General features: G+C 59.5%; 15 protein-coding genes. All 15 read left to right on the top strand.

All coding sequences use genetic code 11. The features are described from left to right. Nucleotides 1-45 precede the first annotated feature (45 nt). The 15 genes from ACYU81_RS01720 to ACYU81_RS01650 all read left to right on the top strand — a co-directional run bounded on the left by ACYU81_RS01720 (nucleotide 46) and on the right by ACYU81_RS01650 (nucleotide 14,561). Nucleotides 46-831: a F0F1 ATP synthase subunit A gene (locus tag ACYU81_RS01720; protein ID WP_460986072.1), complete on the top strand. Its 786-nt coding sequence runs from the start codon at nucleotides 46-48 to the stop codon at nucleotides 829-831. A 54-nt stretch (nucleotides 832-885) separates the two neighbouring features. Further along, the gene (locus ACYU81_RS01715) at nucleotides 886-1,113 is read left to right on the top strand and encodes a F0F1 ATP synthase subunit C (RefSeq protein ID WP_021240110.1); all 228 of its coding nucleotides are present in this window, start codon (nucleotides 886-888) and stop codon (nucleotides 1,111-1,113) included. A gap of 85 nt (nucleotides 1,114-1,198) precedes the next feature. Further along, on the top strand, nucleotides 1,199-1,693 hold the full coding sequence (locus ACYU81_RS01710; protein ID WP_460986071.1) for a F0F1 ATP synthase subunit B family protein: 495 nt from the start codon (nucleotides 1,199-1,201) through the stop codon (nucleotides 1,691-1,693). Next, complete coding sequence (locus tag ACYU81_RS01705) at nucleotides 1,686-2,300, top strand: F0F1 ATP synthase subunit B family protein (protein ID WP_460986070.1); 615 nt, start codon at nucleotides 1,686-1,688, stop codon at nucleotides 2,298-2,300. The genes ACYU81_RS01710 and ACYU81_RS01705 overlap by 8 nt, the downstream gene beginning before the upstream one ends. A gap of 478 nt (nucleotides 2,301-2,778) precedes the next feature. Then, the gene (gene uvrC, locus ACYU81_RS01700; protein ID WP_460986069.1) at nucleotides 2,779-4,695 is read left to right on the top strand and encodes an excinuclease ABC subunit UvrC; all 1,917 of its coding nucleotides are present in this window, start codon (nucleotides 2,779-2,781) and stop codon (nucleotides 4,693-4,695) included. A gap of 367 nt (nucleotides 4,696-5,062) precedes the next feature. Then, complete coding sequence (locus tag ACYU81_RS01695; RefSeq protein ID WP_460986068.1) at nucleotides 5,063-6,721, top strand: sensor histidine kinase; 1,659 nt, start codon at nucleotides 5,063-5,065, stop codon at nucleotides 6,719-6,721. A 220-nt stretch (nucleotides 6,722-6,941) separates the two neighbouring features. Next, nucleotides 6,942-7,724 (top strand): DUF2569 domain-containing protein, encoded by a 783-nt coding sequence (locus ACYU81_RS01690; RefSeq protein ID WP_460986067.1) that lies wholly within the window; start codon nucleotides 6,942-6,944, stop codon nucleotides 7,722-7,724. Nucleotides 7,725-8,419: 695 nt separating this feature from the next. After that, nucleotides 8,420-8,605 (top strand): Flp family type IVb pilin, encoded by a 186-nt coding sequence (locus ACYU81_RS01685; RefSeq protein WP_460986066.1) that lies wholly within the window; start codon nucleotides 8,420-8,422, stop codon nucleotides 8,603-8,605. A 23-nt stretch (nucleotides 8,606-8,628) separates the two neighbouring features. Continuing rightward, the gene (locus ACYU81_RS01680; RefSeq protein ID WP_460986065.1) at nucleotides 8,629-8,814 is read left to right on the top strand and encodes a Flp family type IVb pilin; all 186 of its coding nucleotides are present in this window, start codon (nucleotides 8,629-8,631) and stop codon (nucleotides 8,812-8,814) included. 69 nt (nucleotides 8,815-8,883) lie between these two features. Next, on the top strand, nucleotides 8,884-9,813 hold the full coding sequence (gene cpaB / locus ACYU81_RS01675) for a Flp pilus assembly protein CpaB (protein ID WP_460986064.1): 930 nt from the start codon (nucleotides 8,884-8,886) through the stop codon (nucleotides 9,811-9,813). Further along, nucleotides 9,800-11,467, top strand: a complete 1,668-nt coding sequence (locus ACYU81_RS01670; RefSeq protein ID WP_460986062.1) for a type II and III secretion system protein family protein — start codon at nucleotides 9,800-9,802, stop codon at nucleotides 11,465-11,467. The genes cpaB and ACYU81_RS01670 overlap by 14 nt, the downstream gene beginning before the upstream one ends. Nucleotides 11,468-11,481: 14 nt before the next feature. After that, nucleotides 11,482-11,769, top strand: coding sequence for a hypothetical protein (locus ACYU81_RS01665; RefSeq protein ID WP_449473270.1), 288 nt, complete (start codon nucleotides 11,482-11,484; stop codon nucleotides 11,767-11,769). A 19-nt stretch (nucleotides 11,770-11,788) separates the two neighbouring features. Continuing rightward, entirely contained in the window at nucleotides 11,789-13,411 is a 1,623-nt protein-coding gene (locus ACYU81_RS01660; RefSeq protein ID WP_460986060.1) for a pilus assembly protein TadG-related protein, read from the top strand. 8 nt (nucleotides 13,412-13,419) lie between these two features. Continuing rightward, nucleotides 13,420-13,923 (top strand): TadE/TadG family type IV pilus assembly protein, encoded by a 504-nt coding sequence (locus ACYU81_RS01655; protein WP_460986059.1) that lies wholly within the window; start codon nucleotides 13,420-13,422, stop codon nucleotides 13,921-13,923. Further along, nucleotides 13,923-14,561 (top strand): TadE/TadG family type IV pilus assembly protein, encoded by a 639-nt coding sequence (locus ACYU81_RS01650; RefSeq protein ID WP_460986058.1) that lies wholly within the window; start codon nucleotides 13,923-13,925, stop codon nucleotides 14,559-14,561. Before ACYU81_RS01655 ends, ACYU81_RS01650 begins: the two co-directional genes overlap by 1 nt. The last annotated feature ends 8 nt before the right edge of the window (nucleotides 14,562-14,569 follow it).

The raw sequence follows: 14,569 nt of genomic DNA, 5'->3' as shown, positions 1-14,569 counted from the left end.
GGCGCTTTTATCTTAGTCCGAATACCAGACGTTACAGGGGTCAACGTGGCAGAATCCGGCAAAATCGATCCGATGCACCAGTTTGCGATCGAACCGTTGTTCGGTACGGATCACTTGTCGCTTGGCGGCTTCAACATCGCTTTCACCAACAGCGCGCTCTACATGGTGGCTGCTGCTGTGGTGCTGTGGATCTTCGTGATCGGTGGCATGAAGCGTGAACTGGTGCCCGGCCGCTGGCAGATGGCGGTCGAATATATGACCGGCTTCATCAAAAGCCTGCTGATCGCCAATGTGGGTGAGGGCGGCGAGAAGTATATTCCTTATGTCTTCTCGCTGTTCATGTTCATCCTGTTGGCAAATCTGCTTGGGCTGCTGCCGCTTGGTTTGATCGGTCTGCATCCCTTCACCTTCACCAGCCACTTCACGGCTACCGGCGTTCTCGCGATCCTTAGCTTCTCGATCGTGCTGATCGTTGGCTTCTGGAAGCATGGCCTGCACTTCTTCTCGCTGTTCGTGCCCCATGGTACGCCGCTGCCGATGATCCCGGTGATCTTCCCGATCGAGCTGGTGTCCTTCATGGTGCGGCCGTTCAGCCTTGGCCTGCGACTGTTCGTCGCGATGACCGCCGGGCACGTTCTGCTCAAGGTGCTGGCCGGGTTCGTCATCAACAGCTCCAACGCGGGTGCCGGATATGGCCTGACGGTCGGTTCCGCCAGCTTCATCCTGATGATCGGCATCAGCGCTCTGGAAGTGCTGGTGGCGGTGATCCAGGCCTATGTGTTCGCGCTGCTGACTTCGGTTTATCTGAACGACGCCGAGAACCTCCACTAAGTTTCCACTATTTTTCCAACCATTTGTTCGAGTTTAGAAAAGGGAGTTTACGACATGGACGCAGAAGCCGCAAAGCTGCTCGGTGCTGGCCTGGCCGCGATTGGTGCGGGCCTCGCCTCGCTCGGTGTGGGCAACGTGTTCGCATCGTTCCTGGAAGGCGCGCTGCGCAATCCGGGTGCCGCTGACGGCCAGCAGGGCCGCCTGTTCATCGGTTTCGCCGCAGCCGAACTTCTGGGTCTGCTGGCGTTCGTTATCGCCATGATCCTGGTATTCGTGGCCTGACAACCGCTCGGCGGACGGGCAGGGCGGCTGTCGCTGTCCCGCCCGTCCGCATGAATTGACGGCGCCCTGATCGGACGGACCTATAATGCCTCAAATCGCGCAAATTGCCGAAACCTATGCATCTCAGATTTTCTGGATGCTGCTGACATTCGGCTTTGTCTTCTTCGTCATAGGCCAGGGTATGGTCCCCAAGGTTCAGGCGACGGCCGACGCGCGCGACGCGAAGATCACAGGTGATCTGGACGCGGCCAAGGCTGCCTTCGCCCGCGCCGATGAGGCAGAGGCTGATTATCGCACCCGCGATGCGGAAAGCAGGGCTGCGGCCCAGGCAACGCTGGCCCGTGCGAAAGCGGAAGCTGCGAAGGCTTCCGAAGTGCAGCTTGCTGCCGCCGATGCTGAAATCGCCACGCGGATCGGCGCTGCCGAAGCCCGCATCCAGGCGGCCAGCCAGGCAGCGATGGCAGAGATTGAAACCGTCGCCGCCGAAGCGGCGCGCGACATGGTCGCTCGTATTTCCGGCGTGAACGCGTCGGACGAAGCGGCCCGCAACGCAGTAAAGGCGGCACTGGCCCATGGCTGAGGCAGCAGCACAGCATAGCGAAGGTACGCCTCCGCATCTTGACGACGCAATTCACTCCGAAGGGATGGAGCCGGTAGGCACCGTCGCGCATGAAGGCGTGGCGCCGCATACTGATCCGAAGGCCGTTGGCATGGACGCGACCGCCTGGGTCAGCCTGGCGATGGCGGTCTTCATCCTCATTCTCCTGATCAAGAAGGTCCCCGCGCTGATCGGCAATGTGCTCGATGGCCGGATCGCCCAGATCAAGGAACAGTTGGCGGAAGCTGCAAAGCTGCGCGCCGAGGCTGATGCGCTGAAGGCTGAATATGAAGCGAAGCTGGCCAATGCGGCTGGTGAAGCCGAAGCGATGCGCAAGTCGGCCGAGAGCGAAGCGGCAACGCTGCTCGAAGATGCCAAGGCCAATGCGGTAGCGCTGGTTGCCCGTCGCCAAAAGATGGCCGAGGACAAGATCGGTGCAGCGGAACGCTCTGCCATTGCGGGCATCCGTACAAAGGCCGTCAACGCTGCCACCAGCGCGGCTGCGACGCTGATCGCGCAGGACCATGACGCGGGCGCGGATCGGCAGTTGGTTGATAGCGCAATCAAGGGTCTTGGCTCCAACGTCTGAAGCTGACGATTTCGTCTTGAAAAGGGTCGATGCGGTTTGTCGCACCGGCCCTTTTTTATGTCTGGATGTGGATCGGCCTTGTGTGTTCCCAGCTAATATCTCGCGCGATGTGCCGACCATAGAAGATTGACCGGCAAGCCCGCTGTTGTCGATGACCATGCGGAGCTTGGTGTCGCTCCCCTGCGTCCGGTTATGAGCAGTTTGAATATCGTGCACGCCGACGATCCGGATTTCGGAAACGATTCCCTGGCCATGCGGATGTCGAGCATCTCCGGGTTGCCGAGGATCAAAGTCTCTACGATTATTTCCGGTTATCCGCGCTCCGATGTTGGAAGGGGGGGCGGATATCGCGGGCACCTAATCACGCGTGAACAAGGCCAAAGATGGTCAAGGTGGTTCGCGCTGATTTAGGCTCCAAGGTTCAGGAAGCGGCGCCCCAGCCATTGCGCTTGTCTGTGTCACCGCTATCTCTGCACCCATGTCGCATCCCCAATCTCCCGACCGTTTTCATGAGGACAAGGCCAGCTTCACCGTACGCGGAGCAGGCACGCCCGATATCGAGGCGGGCGTTGAGGCGATCCGTACCACGCTAAAGACTCTGCCGACGCGGCCGGGTGTTTACCGGATGCAGGATGCTCGCGGTGACGTTCTCTATGTTGGCAAGGCACGGGCGCTGCGCAATCGGGTGGCGAATTATACGCAGGTGGATCGCCTGCCAAAGCGATTGCAGCGCATGGTGGCGCAAACGCGGTCGATGACGATCGTGACGACTAACAGCGAGGCCGAGGCGCTGCTGCTGGAAGCACAACTGATCAAGCGGTTCCGGCCTCCCTACAATGTGCTGCTGCGTGACGATAAAAGCTTCCCCTTCATTCTTTTGCGGGAAGATCATGACTTTCCAAGGGTCCAGAAACATCGTGGCGCACGCAAGTATAAGGGGCGCTATTATGGGCCGTTCGCCAGCGCGGGATCAGTGACGCGGACTATCAATGCGCTGCAGAAACTGTTTCTGCTGCGGAGTTGCACGGACAGCTTCTTTGCGAACCGGTCGCGCCCCTGCCTTTTGTTTCAGATCAAGCGTTGTTCGGCGCCCTGTGTCCAGCGGATCGACGAGGCGGGCTATGCAGAGTTGGTGAAGGATGCGCAGGATTTCCTGGGCGGCAAATCGACTGCCGTGCAGAAGAAGCTGGGCGAGGCGATGCAGGCCGCTTCGGAGGCCATGGATTTCGAACAGGCCGCGGTTCTGCGCGACCGGCTGAAGGCGTTGACCTTCATTCAGGGTAGTCAGGCGATCAACGCCGAAGGGCTGGGCGATGCGGACATCTTCGCGCTGGCGACGAAGGGTGGTTCGATGTGTATCCAGGCCTTCTTCATTCGGGGCGGACAGAACTGGGGACATCGTAGCTTCTTCCCTGTCCACACGGCTGAAGTGGCAGAAGATGAGGTGCTGGCGAGTTTCATGGCGCAATTTTACGAGGAAGTGCCGCCGCCTAAACTGATCCTGTCCGATCGCGCGCCGATGGAATGCGAACTGATGGCGCAGGCTCTGACGGAGCGCGTCGGGTCCAAGGTGCGGATCGAGGTCCCACAGCGCGGCGATCGGACGCGGCTGATCAAGCAGGCGCAGCGCAATGCGGTGGAGGCGCTCGACCGGCGGCTGGCGGAGACGACGACGCAGGCTAAGATTCTGGAAGAGATGGTCGAGACATTCGGGCTGGATGGTGTTCCTGACCGGATCGAGATTTATGACAACAGCCATATCCAGGGGAGCCATGCGCTGGGCGCGATGGTGGTCGCGGGGCCGGAAGGTTTCCGCAAGAATGCCTATCGCAAGTTCAACATGAAGAATCCCGAAACATCGAACGATGACTTCGCGATGATGCGGGAGATGTTCGAGCGGCGTTTCGGCCGGGCGGCGCGGGAAGATCCTGATCGCGATAGCGGGGAATGGCCCGACCTGGTGCTGATCGATGGCGGCAAGGGGCAGTTGTCGGCAGCGCGGGCGATCCTGGAAGATTTGGGGATAGAGGATATTTGCATGATCGGTATCGCGAAGGGGCCGCATCATGGGCGTGATGGACGGGAAGTGTTCCATATGCCGGATGGGCGGGAGATCAGTTTCCCGATCAATCATCCGGTGCTGTTCTATCTGCAACGGCTGCGGGATGAGGCGCATCGTTTTGCGATCGGGGCGCACCGGCAGAAGCGGAGCAAGGCGATTTCGACCAGTTCGCTGGATGAGGTGCCGGGAATTGGTCCGTCGCGGAAGAGGGCGCTGCTGATGCATTTTGGAACGGCGAAGGCGGTGAAAAGTGCGGCGCTGGAAGATTTGCTGAAAGCGCCGGGGGTTTCGAAAGCTGTGGCGCAGCAGATTTTTGATTATTTTCATGGATGAGATGGCGAGAAGAATGCGTTTTTGAAATCATCGTTTCGGGTTCGGAACGATGGGATTTGGGGCATGTGATTGACTTTGCCCCTGATTTTTCCTGTTGCCCTTGCGTAATGAAGGCGGGCCTGCGATGGTCGGGTCAGACGCTGACAATCATGGCGCGGGTTCGGGAGAAGGGGTCGTGAAGAAGATGAGCTTTCGTTCATCGTCGCGGAGTGGTTTCGCTAATTTACTACGTCCGTTGCAATCTATCATTGCTCTTGACCGGATATGTCATTTAGATTCACTTCATCCTTATTAAGTGAAGTCAACAAATACTTATCCGAAGACATATATCCAGTCCTATAAGATAGGCGGGCGGAGTTGTGAGAGCATGATCAGAAGACATGCCGAACTGCTGCGAACCTTGGGCAGGCGGCGTTCGTTCGCCCCGTCCGCGCTTCGGCCATGGCGCATGCTGGACGTCACGCGGCTTGTGCTCGCCAGCGTCTATGGCTTTGTTAGCTTTGTCTTCGCGACGCCCCGGTCCTGGGCGGAGGCCGTGGAGAACGGCATCATCGCCGCCATGCTGCTGCTGGCCGTGGGTGCGTTGATCCTGTCCGGGCGGTCCTGGGTCACGGAATTGCGCGTCCGCAAGCCGGTGGTGTGCCTGGACGCCATGCTGTTCCTGGCGCTGCTCGTCGTGACCAACGCATCGACCAGCCCCTATTTTCCTGGCAGCCTGTTCGTCGTGGTCGAGATTGCGCTGATCGTCCGGCGGCGCTTCCACCTGTTTGTGGGGGCATTTGCATCGATAACCGCGATGCTGATCATTTGGGTGAATGACGTGGTTGCGGTTCCATCCGAACCGGACGCCGAACGGGTTGCGTTGCGCGTCCTCTACCTTGCGGTGGTGATCACGGTGACGGGCATGTTGCTAGGCCCGCGGCGCGAAAAGCTGCTTCAGCAGGAGCGGGCAAGAAAGCTGACGGAAGGAAGCCTGCAACTGGCAAAGGGCAGCGCTGGTGCTTTCCTGTTGCAGGCGCTGAAGATCGCCACGGGCGGTGAAAATGGCGCGTTGCTGTTCCGTACCGCCAGCACGGAACCCTATCGTTTTGCATCAAGCCGCTCCGGCGACAGCATGCCGGAGGGCAGCGATGCATTGCTGGCGGTCGAGACGGGATGGCATGACCGCCGCCGTGGCGCGTCGATCAGCCTTTCGCAGGACGGCGTCAGCCAGATAGAGCCCCTGACGCGGAGTGGTCGGGCCTGGGCGGTTCTGCTGGATGCCGAAACGGTGATGACGCTGCACGTTTCGCTGGGCACGTTTGAGGCGGCGGGCGCGGTTCAACTGGACGATCCGACGCATGAGGATGTGGCGGCGATCGCCCAGCGGGTGTTCGAAAGCGCGTGCGAAGAGCTGATGGTCCGCAATAGCCTGGACCTGGCCCATGTCATCGCAGGCGCGCGGGAGCGTGAGCGGTTGCAGCGGGAGTTGCATGACAGCGTGTTGCAGGCGCTGGCCAGCATCCGTTATCAGGCTGCGCCGGTGCTGAATGGGACGGTAGAGGACGCCATTCCCGTGCTGCGCACTATCGATCAGATCGCGAAGGATCAGATCGGCACCATAAGATGGATCATCAATCCGGTTCGGGATGAGGATGATTTTGCCTACCTGCCTGAAACACTGTCGATGGTCGTTCGGTCGTTGGCGCAGCAATGGGGCATAGAGTGCGACCTGCGCGTGGAGGAGGGCAATTGCGCCACCAGTGCGATGATCGGCCGGGAACTGAGCTTTGCCGTGCGCGAGATCGTCGCCAATGCGGTGCGCCATGCCGGAGCGCGGACGATGGACTTTTCCCTGCGACCGGCGGGCAACCGGATCGCGTTGCATGTGACGGATGACGGGGTGCCAAATCTGGCGAGGCTGGGGTCGACCGGCGCGGTGCAGTCGCGATCGTTGATGCGGCGGATACAGGGATTGGGGGGCGAGGTGTATTTGCACAATCTGGGGGGGCGGACGATGATTCAGATTACTGTGCCTCGGAAGTGAGGGGTGGGGTTTTGGTGTTGGGGGAGTCGAGGTTGGGGCGGGCATTTTGGTGACGTTGCGCGTTTTCCCCTCCACCAGCTTCGCTGGTCCCCCTCCCCATGCAGGCATGGGGAGGATTAAAGGGGAGAACCATTTGGGGGGGCGGGGCGTTTTACCGTGAGTTAACCAGAATGATTGATAGTCGGCCATTCTAGTTGGCGGGGCGGAGGTCCGGGTTTCCATGGTGCGATTGGTTCAGGATCATCTTTACCGCAAGAGCGTGGCGCTGGTGCTGTCATTGCAGCTGAACCTGGAGCGCATAATTGCCGCCTGGGTGGTGATCGCGGCCTTTGCCTGCGGGCTGCGGTTGGCTTTTCCGGCTACACCCTATGCGGGAGTTCCCTGGGCGAGCGAAGCGGGGCTGTTGCCCTATCTGCTGGTCGTAGGCGCGCCGGTGGGCACGCTGCTGCTGGGCCTCAAGCTGTTTCCGGCCGGGCGCGTGCATGCGCAGCCGAGCTTTCGGCTGGCGAAGGTCGGCCGGTGGCGCAAGATCGACTGCCTGAAGGCGCGCGAGATGTCGCAGTTCGGGCTGTATGGCGTGATGGCGTCGCTGCTGCTGGGCATCGCGCTCAACGTGCCGGTGCGGACGCTGGAGTTTTTGAGCGCCGTGCCAGCGCTGGGCAGCTATGCGCCGACATGGTTCGTCAGCCTATATGCGGTGATGCTGGCGGATGTGGTGCTGCTTTCCTGCCTTTACATGTTCGCCTTTGCCATGGCGTTGCGCATGGTGCCACTATTCCCCCGCTTTCTGGTGATGGTGTGGGGAGCGGACCTGCTGGCGCAGTTGGGCATTGCGCAGTTGGTGGCGCGCATCGGGGATGTGCCCCATGCCGTTGAGCTGGCGCTGGTCGACCTGCTGACCGGCAATATCAAGAAGGTGCTGATCAGCGCGGCGCTATGGCTGCCCTATCTGCTGCTGTCGGAGCGGGTGAACGTGACTTTTCGCAACCGGGTGAGCGCTTGAAGAGCGTTGGGGTGATCCCGAACTGATTGCGTGCTTCGGCAGGGCAGGGAGCCGGGCCGAGTCGTTTTCCAAAAAATGCGGGTGATTCGCGGGCCGTAAGGCGCGGCGGGTTGTTGCTGATTCGCGATGGAGCGTGAGGGGCGCCGCCGAGCGGCGGTGCAAGGCTGTACCCTTAAAAGGTGACAGGGCGGAATGGTTGGTGGAGCTATTGGCGGCGAGGATGTGGTCCAACGGATCACCAAGAGCCATGGATATATATCGTTAATTAGGCCTTTATACTGCTAAGAAGCAAAACTATAGATTTGCGTTATTCGTGGTTTTATTGTTATTTGTCCAAGATATATTGGTAGAAACGGTAAAATGCCTAAAAGTAAATGGGCGAATTTCTGTAGATTTCAAGCGGTATATAACCAAGGATATATTAAGCAATTCGGCAGAGTTACTTGAAAAGTCTGATATGGAAATCAAAAATGGTTAACAGAAAATTGCCGTAAAACATTGTAAAATATGGTCTTTTTTTACCATGTTGACTTGCATCAGCTTTGAGCCAATTTGGGGGCAAGTTCTACGGGAACTGCCCAACTGCCTGGCGAGTGGAGAAACCGCCGCTGGGGTCGCCAGGTGGCAAAGGCCCCCCCCGCAGAACTGTGCAAGAGCAGCCGGAATGCCTTTCGGCGCAGTAGGGGTGAACAAACATGACATTTTTAAAGACACTCTGGTGCGACCAGAGCGGCGCTTCGGCGGCGGAATATGCATTGATCCTCGCAATCGTAGGAACGGGGATTGCGTTGGCTGCCTTTAATCTTGGTGGGGCAATCAAGAACTCGATGGGTACTGCAACCAATTGCATCGCGACCAATCCGCCGACTGGTACCTGTTAATTCGAGAAATAGGGGTAAAAGATATGACCTTTTTCAGCAAACTATGGACTGATCAGAGCGGGGCTTCCGCCGCTGAATACGCTCTCATTCTGGCAATTGTAGGGACTGGCATTGCGCTGGCCGCCTTTAACCTCGGCGGTGCGATCAAGAACTCCATGGGCCGGGCGACGAACTGCGTTGCTAATGCTCAATTGGCTTCTTGCTCATAAGTAATTGATCATAAACCGGCTGGTAAATTGCCAGCCGGTTTATCACTTGCAACTCCGGGGGGAGCCGTCGTGGGGCAGCGCAGATCACTCATAATACTTGGCTTCGCGATCTTGTTGGGCCTGGCGGCGGTATTCGTCGCCAATAGCTATTTGAGCAAGGCCGAGCAGGCGCAGGCCACTCCGCAAGGGGGCATGGTCAAGGTCGTCGTTGCGTCGATGCCTTTGGCCTTTGGCACGGCGGTCACTCCGGAAAAGATCAGGGTGGTCGATTGGCCCGCGGCTTCGGTGCCGCCGGGCGCTTTTCGCGATCCCGTACAGCTGACCTCCCTTGGCAAGCAGCGGGTTGTGCTGCGCCAGATCGAGCCGGGTGAGCCGATCCTGACATCCAAGCTGTCCGCAGAAGGAGGCCGTGCCACCATGTCCGGTGTGCTGCGGCCCGAAATGCGTGCAGTCGCGGTTCGCGTGAGCGACGTGGCGGCGGCTGGCGGCTTCGTGCTGCCGGGCGATACTGTCGATGTCTTCGTCACGCGCACGGCGCAGGACAGTATGGGTGGCGCGAGCCAGCAGATCACCGACGTGCTGTTGCAGAACACCCGTATCATCGCCATCGACCAGAATGCCAACGACAGTTCGAAAGACCCGGCGGTCGGCAAGACCGCGACGCTGGAGGTCAATCAGGTCGATGCGCAGAAGCTGGTCCTGGGCCAGCAGGTCGGCCAGTTGACGCTGGTGCTCCGCAATGTGACGGACCAGCCCAACCCGGCGGTGCAGACGGTGGGGATCGAGGATCTGCGTGACGGTGCCTATGTCGGGGGTTTCTCCGGCCCGCGCGCCCGGATTGCGGAGGCTGGCTTCGCGCCCGCCCCGATGCCCAGGATGCGTGCGCCGCGGCGCAGCGTTCCGAAAAATGTTTCCGCCCTGCCCGCGACCGCATCGGTCGAAATCGTGCGCGGCACGACTGGCACCAGCTATGAGGTGAAGCGCTATGGTTCGCGGTAAGTCCATGAGGGCGCTGGCGCTGGGGGCAGCGCTGGTCGCAGGGGGGGCGACATCTGCCCCGGCCCAGATCGCTTCGCTGACCGCCAGCAATGTGGATCATGCAGGGCAGCTGGACGTGCCGCTCAACAAGAGCCAGGTGCTGACGGTTGATCGCGCTTTTTCCAAGGCGCTGGTGGGCAATCAGGAGGTTGCGGACATATTGCCGCTGACCAACCGGTCGCTCTATGTGCTGGGCAAGAAGGTGGGGACGACGAGCCTGACCCTCTATGACAGCCGCAACATGTTGATCGCGGTGGTCGATGTGGCGGTGGGGCCGGATGTCGTGACGTTGAAGCGGCAGCTGGCGGAGCTGATCCCCGGCGAGCAGATCGGCGCGCGCATCTCCAACGATGCGGTGGTGTTGACGGGCACGGTGTCGAGCGCTTCGGCGGTGGACCGGGCGGTGCAGATCGCCAGGACCTATGCCGGCGGTGACGAGAAGGTCGTCAACATGCTGTCGGTGGGCGCTTCGCAGCAGGTGATGCTGGAGGTACGCTTTTCGGAAGTGAACCGTTCGGCGGCGAAGGAGTTGGGGCTTAACCACAGCTTCATTAATGGAAGCGGTAAGTTTGTTGGGGGAATGGGAGAAAACGGACTAGCTGGCGTTCCTGTGACGGGGAGTACTTCCTCCGTTGGATCCGGATCATCTAGCGGTTCTTCGCTCTCGAACACAGTTACCACTACTAACGGTGTAACTAACACGGTTGATCAAGCTATTACGTCTAGTTCGCGCTTTTCGAACGGCTCATCTTCTTCCATAACGGGAAGAGGTGGCAACGGCGCGTTGGATTTGCTGTTGCCTACGACGGCATTTGGGGCGCTCGGTTGGGTCACTAATCTCGGCGGCCTGAGAATTTCGTCGGCGCTTGATGCGCTTGAACGTAAAGGATTGGTTAAAACATTGGCGGAGCCGACGCTGGTTGCGCTGTCCGGGGAAACAGCCTCATTCTTGGCTGGAGGTGAGTTTCCGGTGCCGGTTGTGCAGTCGGCAACTGGTTCTGGAGCTAATGGCTTTGGCAGCGTAACGGTCGAATTTAAGCCGTTCGGTGTTAGTTTGGGTTTTACGCCAACTGTGCTCAGCGACGGTATAATCAATCTTGTGGTTGAGCCAGAAGTGAGTTCGATTGATCCGTCTGCATCGGTGACTATCAATGGGCTTGTCGTTCCCGGCCTCTCCACACGTCGCGCGAAGACCGTCATTGAACTACGTGACGGTGAGTCCTTCGCTATCGCGGGTCTTATTCGGAACGACTTCCAGGATACGGTTAGACAGATTCCTGTGCTTGGGTCATTGCCAATCATAGGAGCGCTGTTCCGGTCTTCAGGCTTTCAGAAGCAGCAGACCGAGTTGGTCATGATCGTGACGCCGCGGCTGGTAAAGCCGATGCGGGCGGAGGATGTGAGCCTGCCGACCGACCGGGTGGGCAATCCCAACGAGCTGGACCTGTTCCTGATGGGGCGGACGGACAAGGCGGTGGGGATCAATCCGCTTAACCCTGACGCGATGCCGCCGGAGAAGCGCCAAGCGGTGCCTGCTCCTGCTGCTCCGGCGGCGGCTGCTCCGGCACCGGCTCAGGCCCCGGCGGGGGCGAGCCAGAGCGGATATGAACTATGAGCGGGAGTGAGACCATGCGCAGACTGTCCCTGGCCGCCATGCTGGTCGTTCCGGCGCTGGCGGGATGCACGGCGAACGACCCGACCTTTGGCGGGGCGGTGCGGAATAACTATGCGCTGCAGGTGATCAACCCGGAGCCGCGCTATGAAGGCACACTCGTCGAAGGGGGCGAGGGCAAGCGCAGCGCGGCGGCGGTGGAACGCTATCGCACCGACAAGGTGAAGAAGCCCGCGACGATCAGCACGACCTCCGGCACTGGCGGCGGGTCTGGCGGCGGCGGTGGCGGCTCGGGCGGCCGGTAAGCGGGGAGGGCTTCGATCCATGTCTGCCCGTCGGAACAGCCTGCTAAGGTCAACCAGCGGTGCGGTGGCGCCGACTGTGGCCCTGTCGCTTTTCGGCCTGATCGCGGCGGGCGGCATCGCGTTTGATTATGCGCGAATGGCGAGTCTGGATTCGGAGCTGCAAACGGCGGCTGATCAGGCTGCGCTGGCGGCGGCGACGCAGTTGGATGGGAAGGGGAACGCTTGTAGTCGCGCAGCTAGCGCGGCCAGCGGGCTGATCCGCAATGACACTCGCTTCGCAAACGACAGCGCCGGGTTGGCGGTCACCATTGCGAATGAAGGCACTTGCGACCGTACGGGCTTCATCAAATTCTACACGAACAAGGATCGTAGCGATACAGGCACGCTGACCGACGCAAACGCAAACTTCGTCGAAGTCACCGTCAACTCGCGTACGGCTTTCTTTGCGCTGACGCCCATAGTTTCGGTGTTTTCATCGGGAGCGCTTTCGGCCACGGCCTATGCCGGGGTCGGTCAGGCAATCTGCAAGGTGCCGCCGGTGATGATCTGCAACCCTCAAGAAACGGGCGGGAACACATCATTTGATGTGTCGCAGTTTATTGGCAAGGGATTGAAGCTGGTTTCTGTCGGCAATGGCGGCGGAGCATGGGTGCCGGGCAACTTTGGTTATCTCGACACCGGGGGCGGCAGCAATGGAGCGCCGGGGCTGCGCGAGGCGTTGGGGTGGACGTCGCCGCCTGGGGATTGCGTTGAGGCGACCGGCGTCGATACAAAGCCAGGGGCGACGGTAAGCGTAACTGATGCCGTCAACACCCGTTTCGACATCTATGACAGTAATGTAGCCTGCCCCACGGGAGGGAGTTGTCCCGCCTCCATCAATTCAATCAAGGACGTCGTTCGCCCTGCAAATGCCAACGGCAACAATGCCTGCGGCTTTCACAATCAGGGATGGCAGGAGGTTGGCGCAGCCGGGCAATATCTGCCTTCTTCGGCTACCACGGCTCTGCCTACAACCACCACGCCACTGACCATGGGGCATCCGCGTGACATGTGCCACGCGGCCCCCTCTTCCGCGACCGGATACTGTTCCGGTCCGATAGGCGATGGCAACTGGGACCGGGACGCTTATTTCCGAACCAATTATAATTGGTCATCGACTGATTGGCGCACCAATACCGGCCTATCGACATCGGTCGCGGTCACAGCAGCTAATTATGCAAGCCGTTATAATGTCTATACTTGGGAAATAGCTCATCGTGGTCAGTCGATCGGCGGCGCAACCATTTTGGGGCCGCGCACGGCCTCGGGTAATGGAGCGAGCGCTTTGACTGCCTATGGCGCGCCGGTATGCAGTTCGGCGCAAGGTTATGGAACGGGCTCAGTTCCGGGAGGAACAGTAGTCGATCGGCGGCGCATATCGGTAGCAGTCGTCAATTGCACGGCCAATAATGTCCGGGGCAATTCGACCGGCGTTCCCGTCGAAGAATGGATGGATGCCTTCATTGTGGAGCCCTCCTACAACAGGGCGCGGACCAGCGCGGGTGACGTTTACGTAGAGCCGATTGCTGAAACCTCGGCTGGAGCCAACGGCCAGACGCAGGCGCAGGTTATCCAGCGCTCTGTGCCTTATCTGATCGAGTAATGGAGATGATGCGCGTTCTTTTCGCCCGTCTGATGACTTGCACCCGCGCTGCCGCTGCTGCCGAGATGGCGCTGGTGACGCCGATGCTTATTATCCTGATGTTCGGATCCTTTGAGCTCGGCAATTATTTCCTCAGCGAGCATGTGGTCGCCAAGGCGGTGCGGGATGGGGCGCGTTATGCCGCTCGGCGCCCGTTTACCTATTTTGCGTGTCCCAACACGGTAGACGCTGACGTTCAGACCAAGACCAAAAATCTTACCAGAACGGGCCAAATTTCAGGCGGAACAGCAAGGTTGGTGGATTGGACCAATCCCAACACAGTAACGGTGACATTGAGTTGCACCACTATCAGTGGTGGAAACTATTCAGGCATATACAAGGGCATGGCAGATCTACCCAAGGTAAAGGTGTCGGCAACTGTGCCCTACAGATCATTGTTCAACAATCTCGGCTTCACCAGTTCGACATTGAATCTGGTTTCGGAATCCGAGGCTACGGTGCAGGGATTGTGATGCGACATGTAGTTCGCCTGATCCGTGACAAAAAGGGCGCCTCGGCCGCTGAGTTTGCCTTGATATTGCCGCTGCTGCTGATCTTCCTGTTGGGCATCATTGACGTCGGGCGCCTGATGTGGACATGGAACGAGGCCGAGAAGGCCACTCAGATGGGCGCGCGCTACGCCGTCGCAACGGACATGATCCCAAATGGCCTTGCCTCGTATAGTTTCGTTGTCAGTGGAGGGCTTTCACAGGGTGATGCCATTCCAGAGTCGTCCTTTGGCGGAGCGAGTTGTGTCATTACGGGAGGCGCCGTGAGTTGTTCCTGCAAAACAGGCGCAACTTGTCCCGGAACACTCGTCAGCAATAGCGCGACGGCACTCACTGCTTTCAACAACATCGTTGATCGTATGCGGCGCTTCATGCCGCAGATCACGTCCAGCGCCGTCCAGATCGACTATGACTATTCGGGGCTCGGCTATGCAGGCGATCCAAATGGATCGGACGTTTCGCCCCTCGTAAGGGTAAGCATCAGACCCAACACATTGACCTTTCGTCCAATCCTTCTGTCTCTTTTCAACGGGACCATTTCCCTACCCAGCTTCAGCGCCGCCCTCACCATGGAAGATGGCCAGGGCACGGTATCAAATTGAGGAACAAG

The sequence above is a fragment of the Sphingobium sp. TomTYG75 genome (genome assembly GCF_054771635.1).
This window is presented reverse-complemented; position numbering and strand designations above follow the sequence as displayed.

Excerpts from the sequence above, each read along its gene's own strand:
- ACYU81_RS01705 (WP_460986070.1), top strand. The coding sequence starts at position 1,686 with ATGGCTGAGGCAGCAGCACAGCATAGCGAAGGTACGCCTCCGCATCTT.
- ACYU81_RS01665 (WP_449473270.1), top strand. The coding sequence starts at position 11,482 with ATGCGCAGACTGTCCCTGGCCGCCATGCTGGTCGTTCCGGCGCTGGCG.
- ACYU81_RS01655 (WP_460986059.1), top strand. The coding sequence starts at position 13,420 with ATGCGCGTTCTTTTCGCCCGTCTGATGACTTGCACCCGCGCTGCCGCT.
- ACYU81_RS01680 (WP_460986065.1), top strand. The coding sequence starts at position 8,629 with ATGACCTTTTTCAGCAAACTATGGACTGATCAGAGCGGGGCTTCCGCC.
- ACYU81_RS01685 (WP_460986066.1), top strand. The coding sequence starts at position 8,420 with ATGACATTTTTAAAGACACTCTGGTGCGACCAGAGCGGCGCTTCGGCG.
- ACYU81_RS01660 (WP_460986060.1), top strand. The coding sequence starts at position 11,789 with ATGTCTGCCCGTCGGAACAGCCTGCTAAGGTCAACCAGCGGTGCGGTG.
- ACYU81_RS01670 (WP_460986062.1), top strand. The coding sequence starts at position 9,800 with ATGGTTCGCGGTAAGTCCATGAGGGCGCTGGCGCTGGGGGCAGCGCTG.
- ACYU81_RS01710 (WP_460986071.1), top strand. The coding sequence starts at position 1,199 with ATGCCTCAAATCGCGCAAATTGCCGAAACCTATGCATCTCAGATTTTC.
- ACYU81_RS01715 (WP_021240110.1), top strand. The coding sequence starts at position 886 with ATGGACGCAGAAGCCGCAAAGCTGCTCGGTGCTGGCCTGGCCGCGATT.
- ACYU81_RS01650 (WP_460986058.1), top strand. The coding sequence starts at position 13,923 with ATGCGACATGTAGTTCGCCTGATCCGTGACAAAAAGGGCGCCTCGGCC.
- ACYU81_RS01695 (WP_460986068.1), top strand. The coding sequence starts at position 5,063 with ATGATCAGAAGACATGCCGAACTGCTGCGAACCTTGGGCAGGCGGCGT.
- ACYU81_RS01690 (WP_460986067.1), top strand. The coding sequence starts at position 6,942 with ATGGTGCGATTGGTTCAGGATCATCTTTACCGCAAGAGCGTGGCGCTG.
- uvrC (WP_460986069.1), top strand. The coding sequence starts at position 2,779 with ATGTCGCATCCCCAATCTCCCGACCGTTTTCATGAGGACAAGGCCAGC.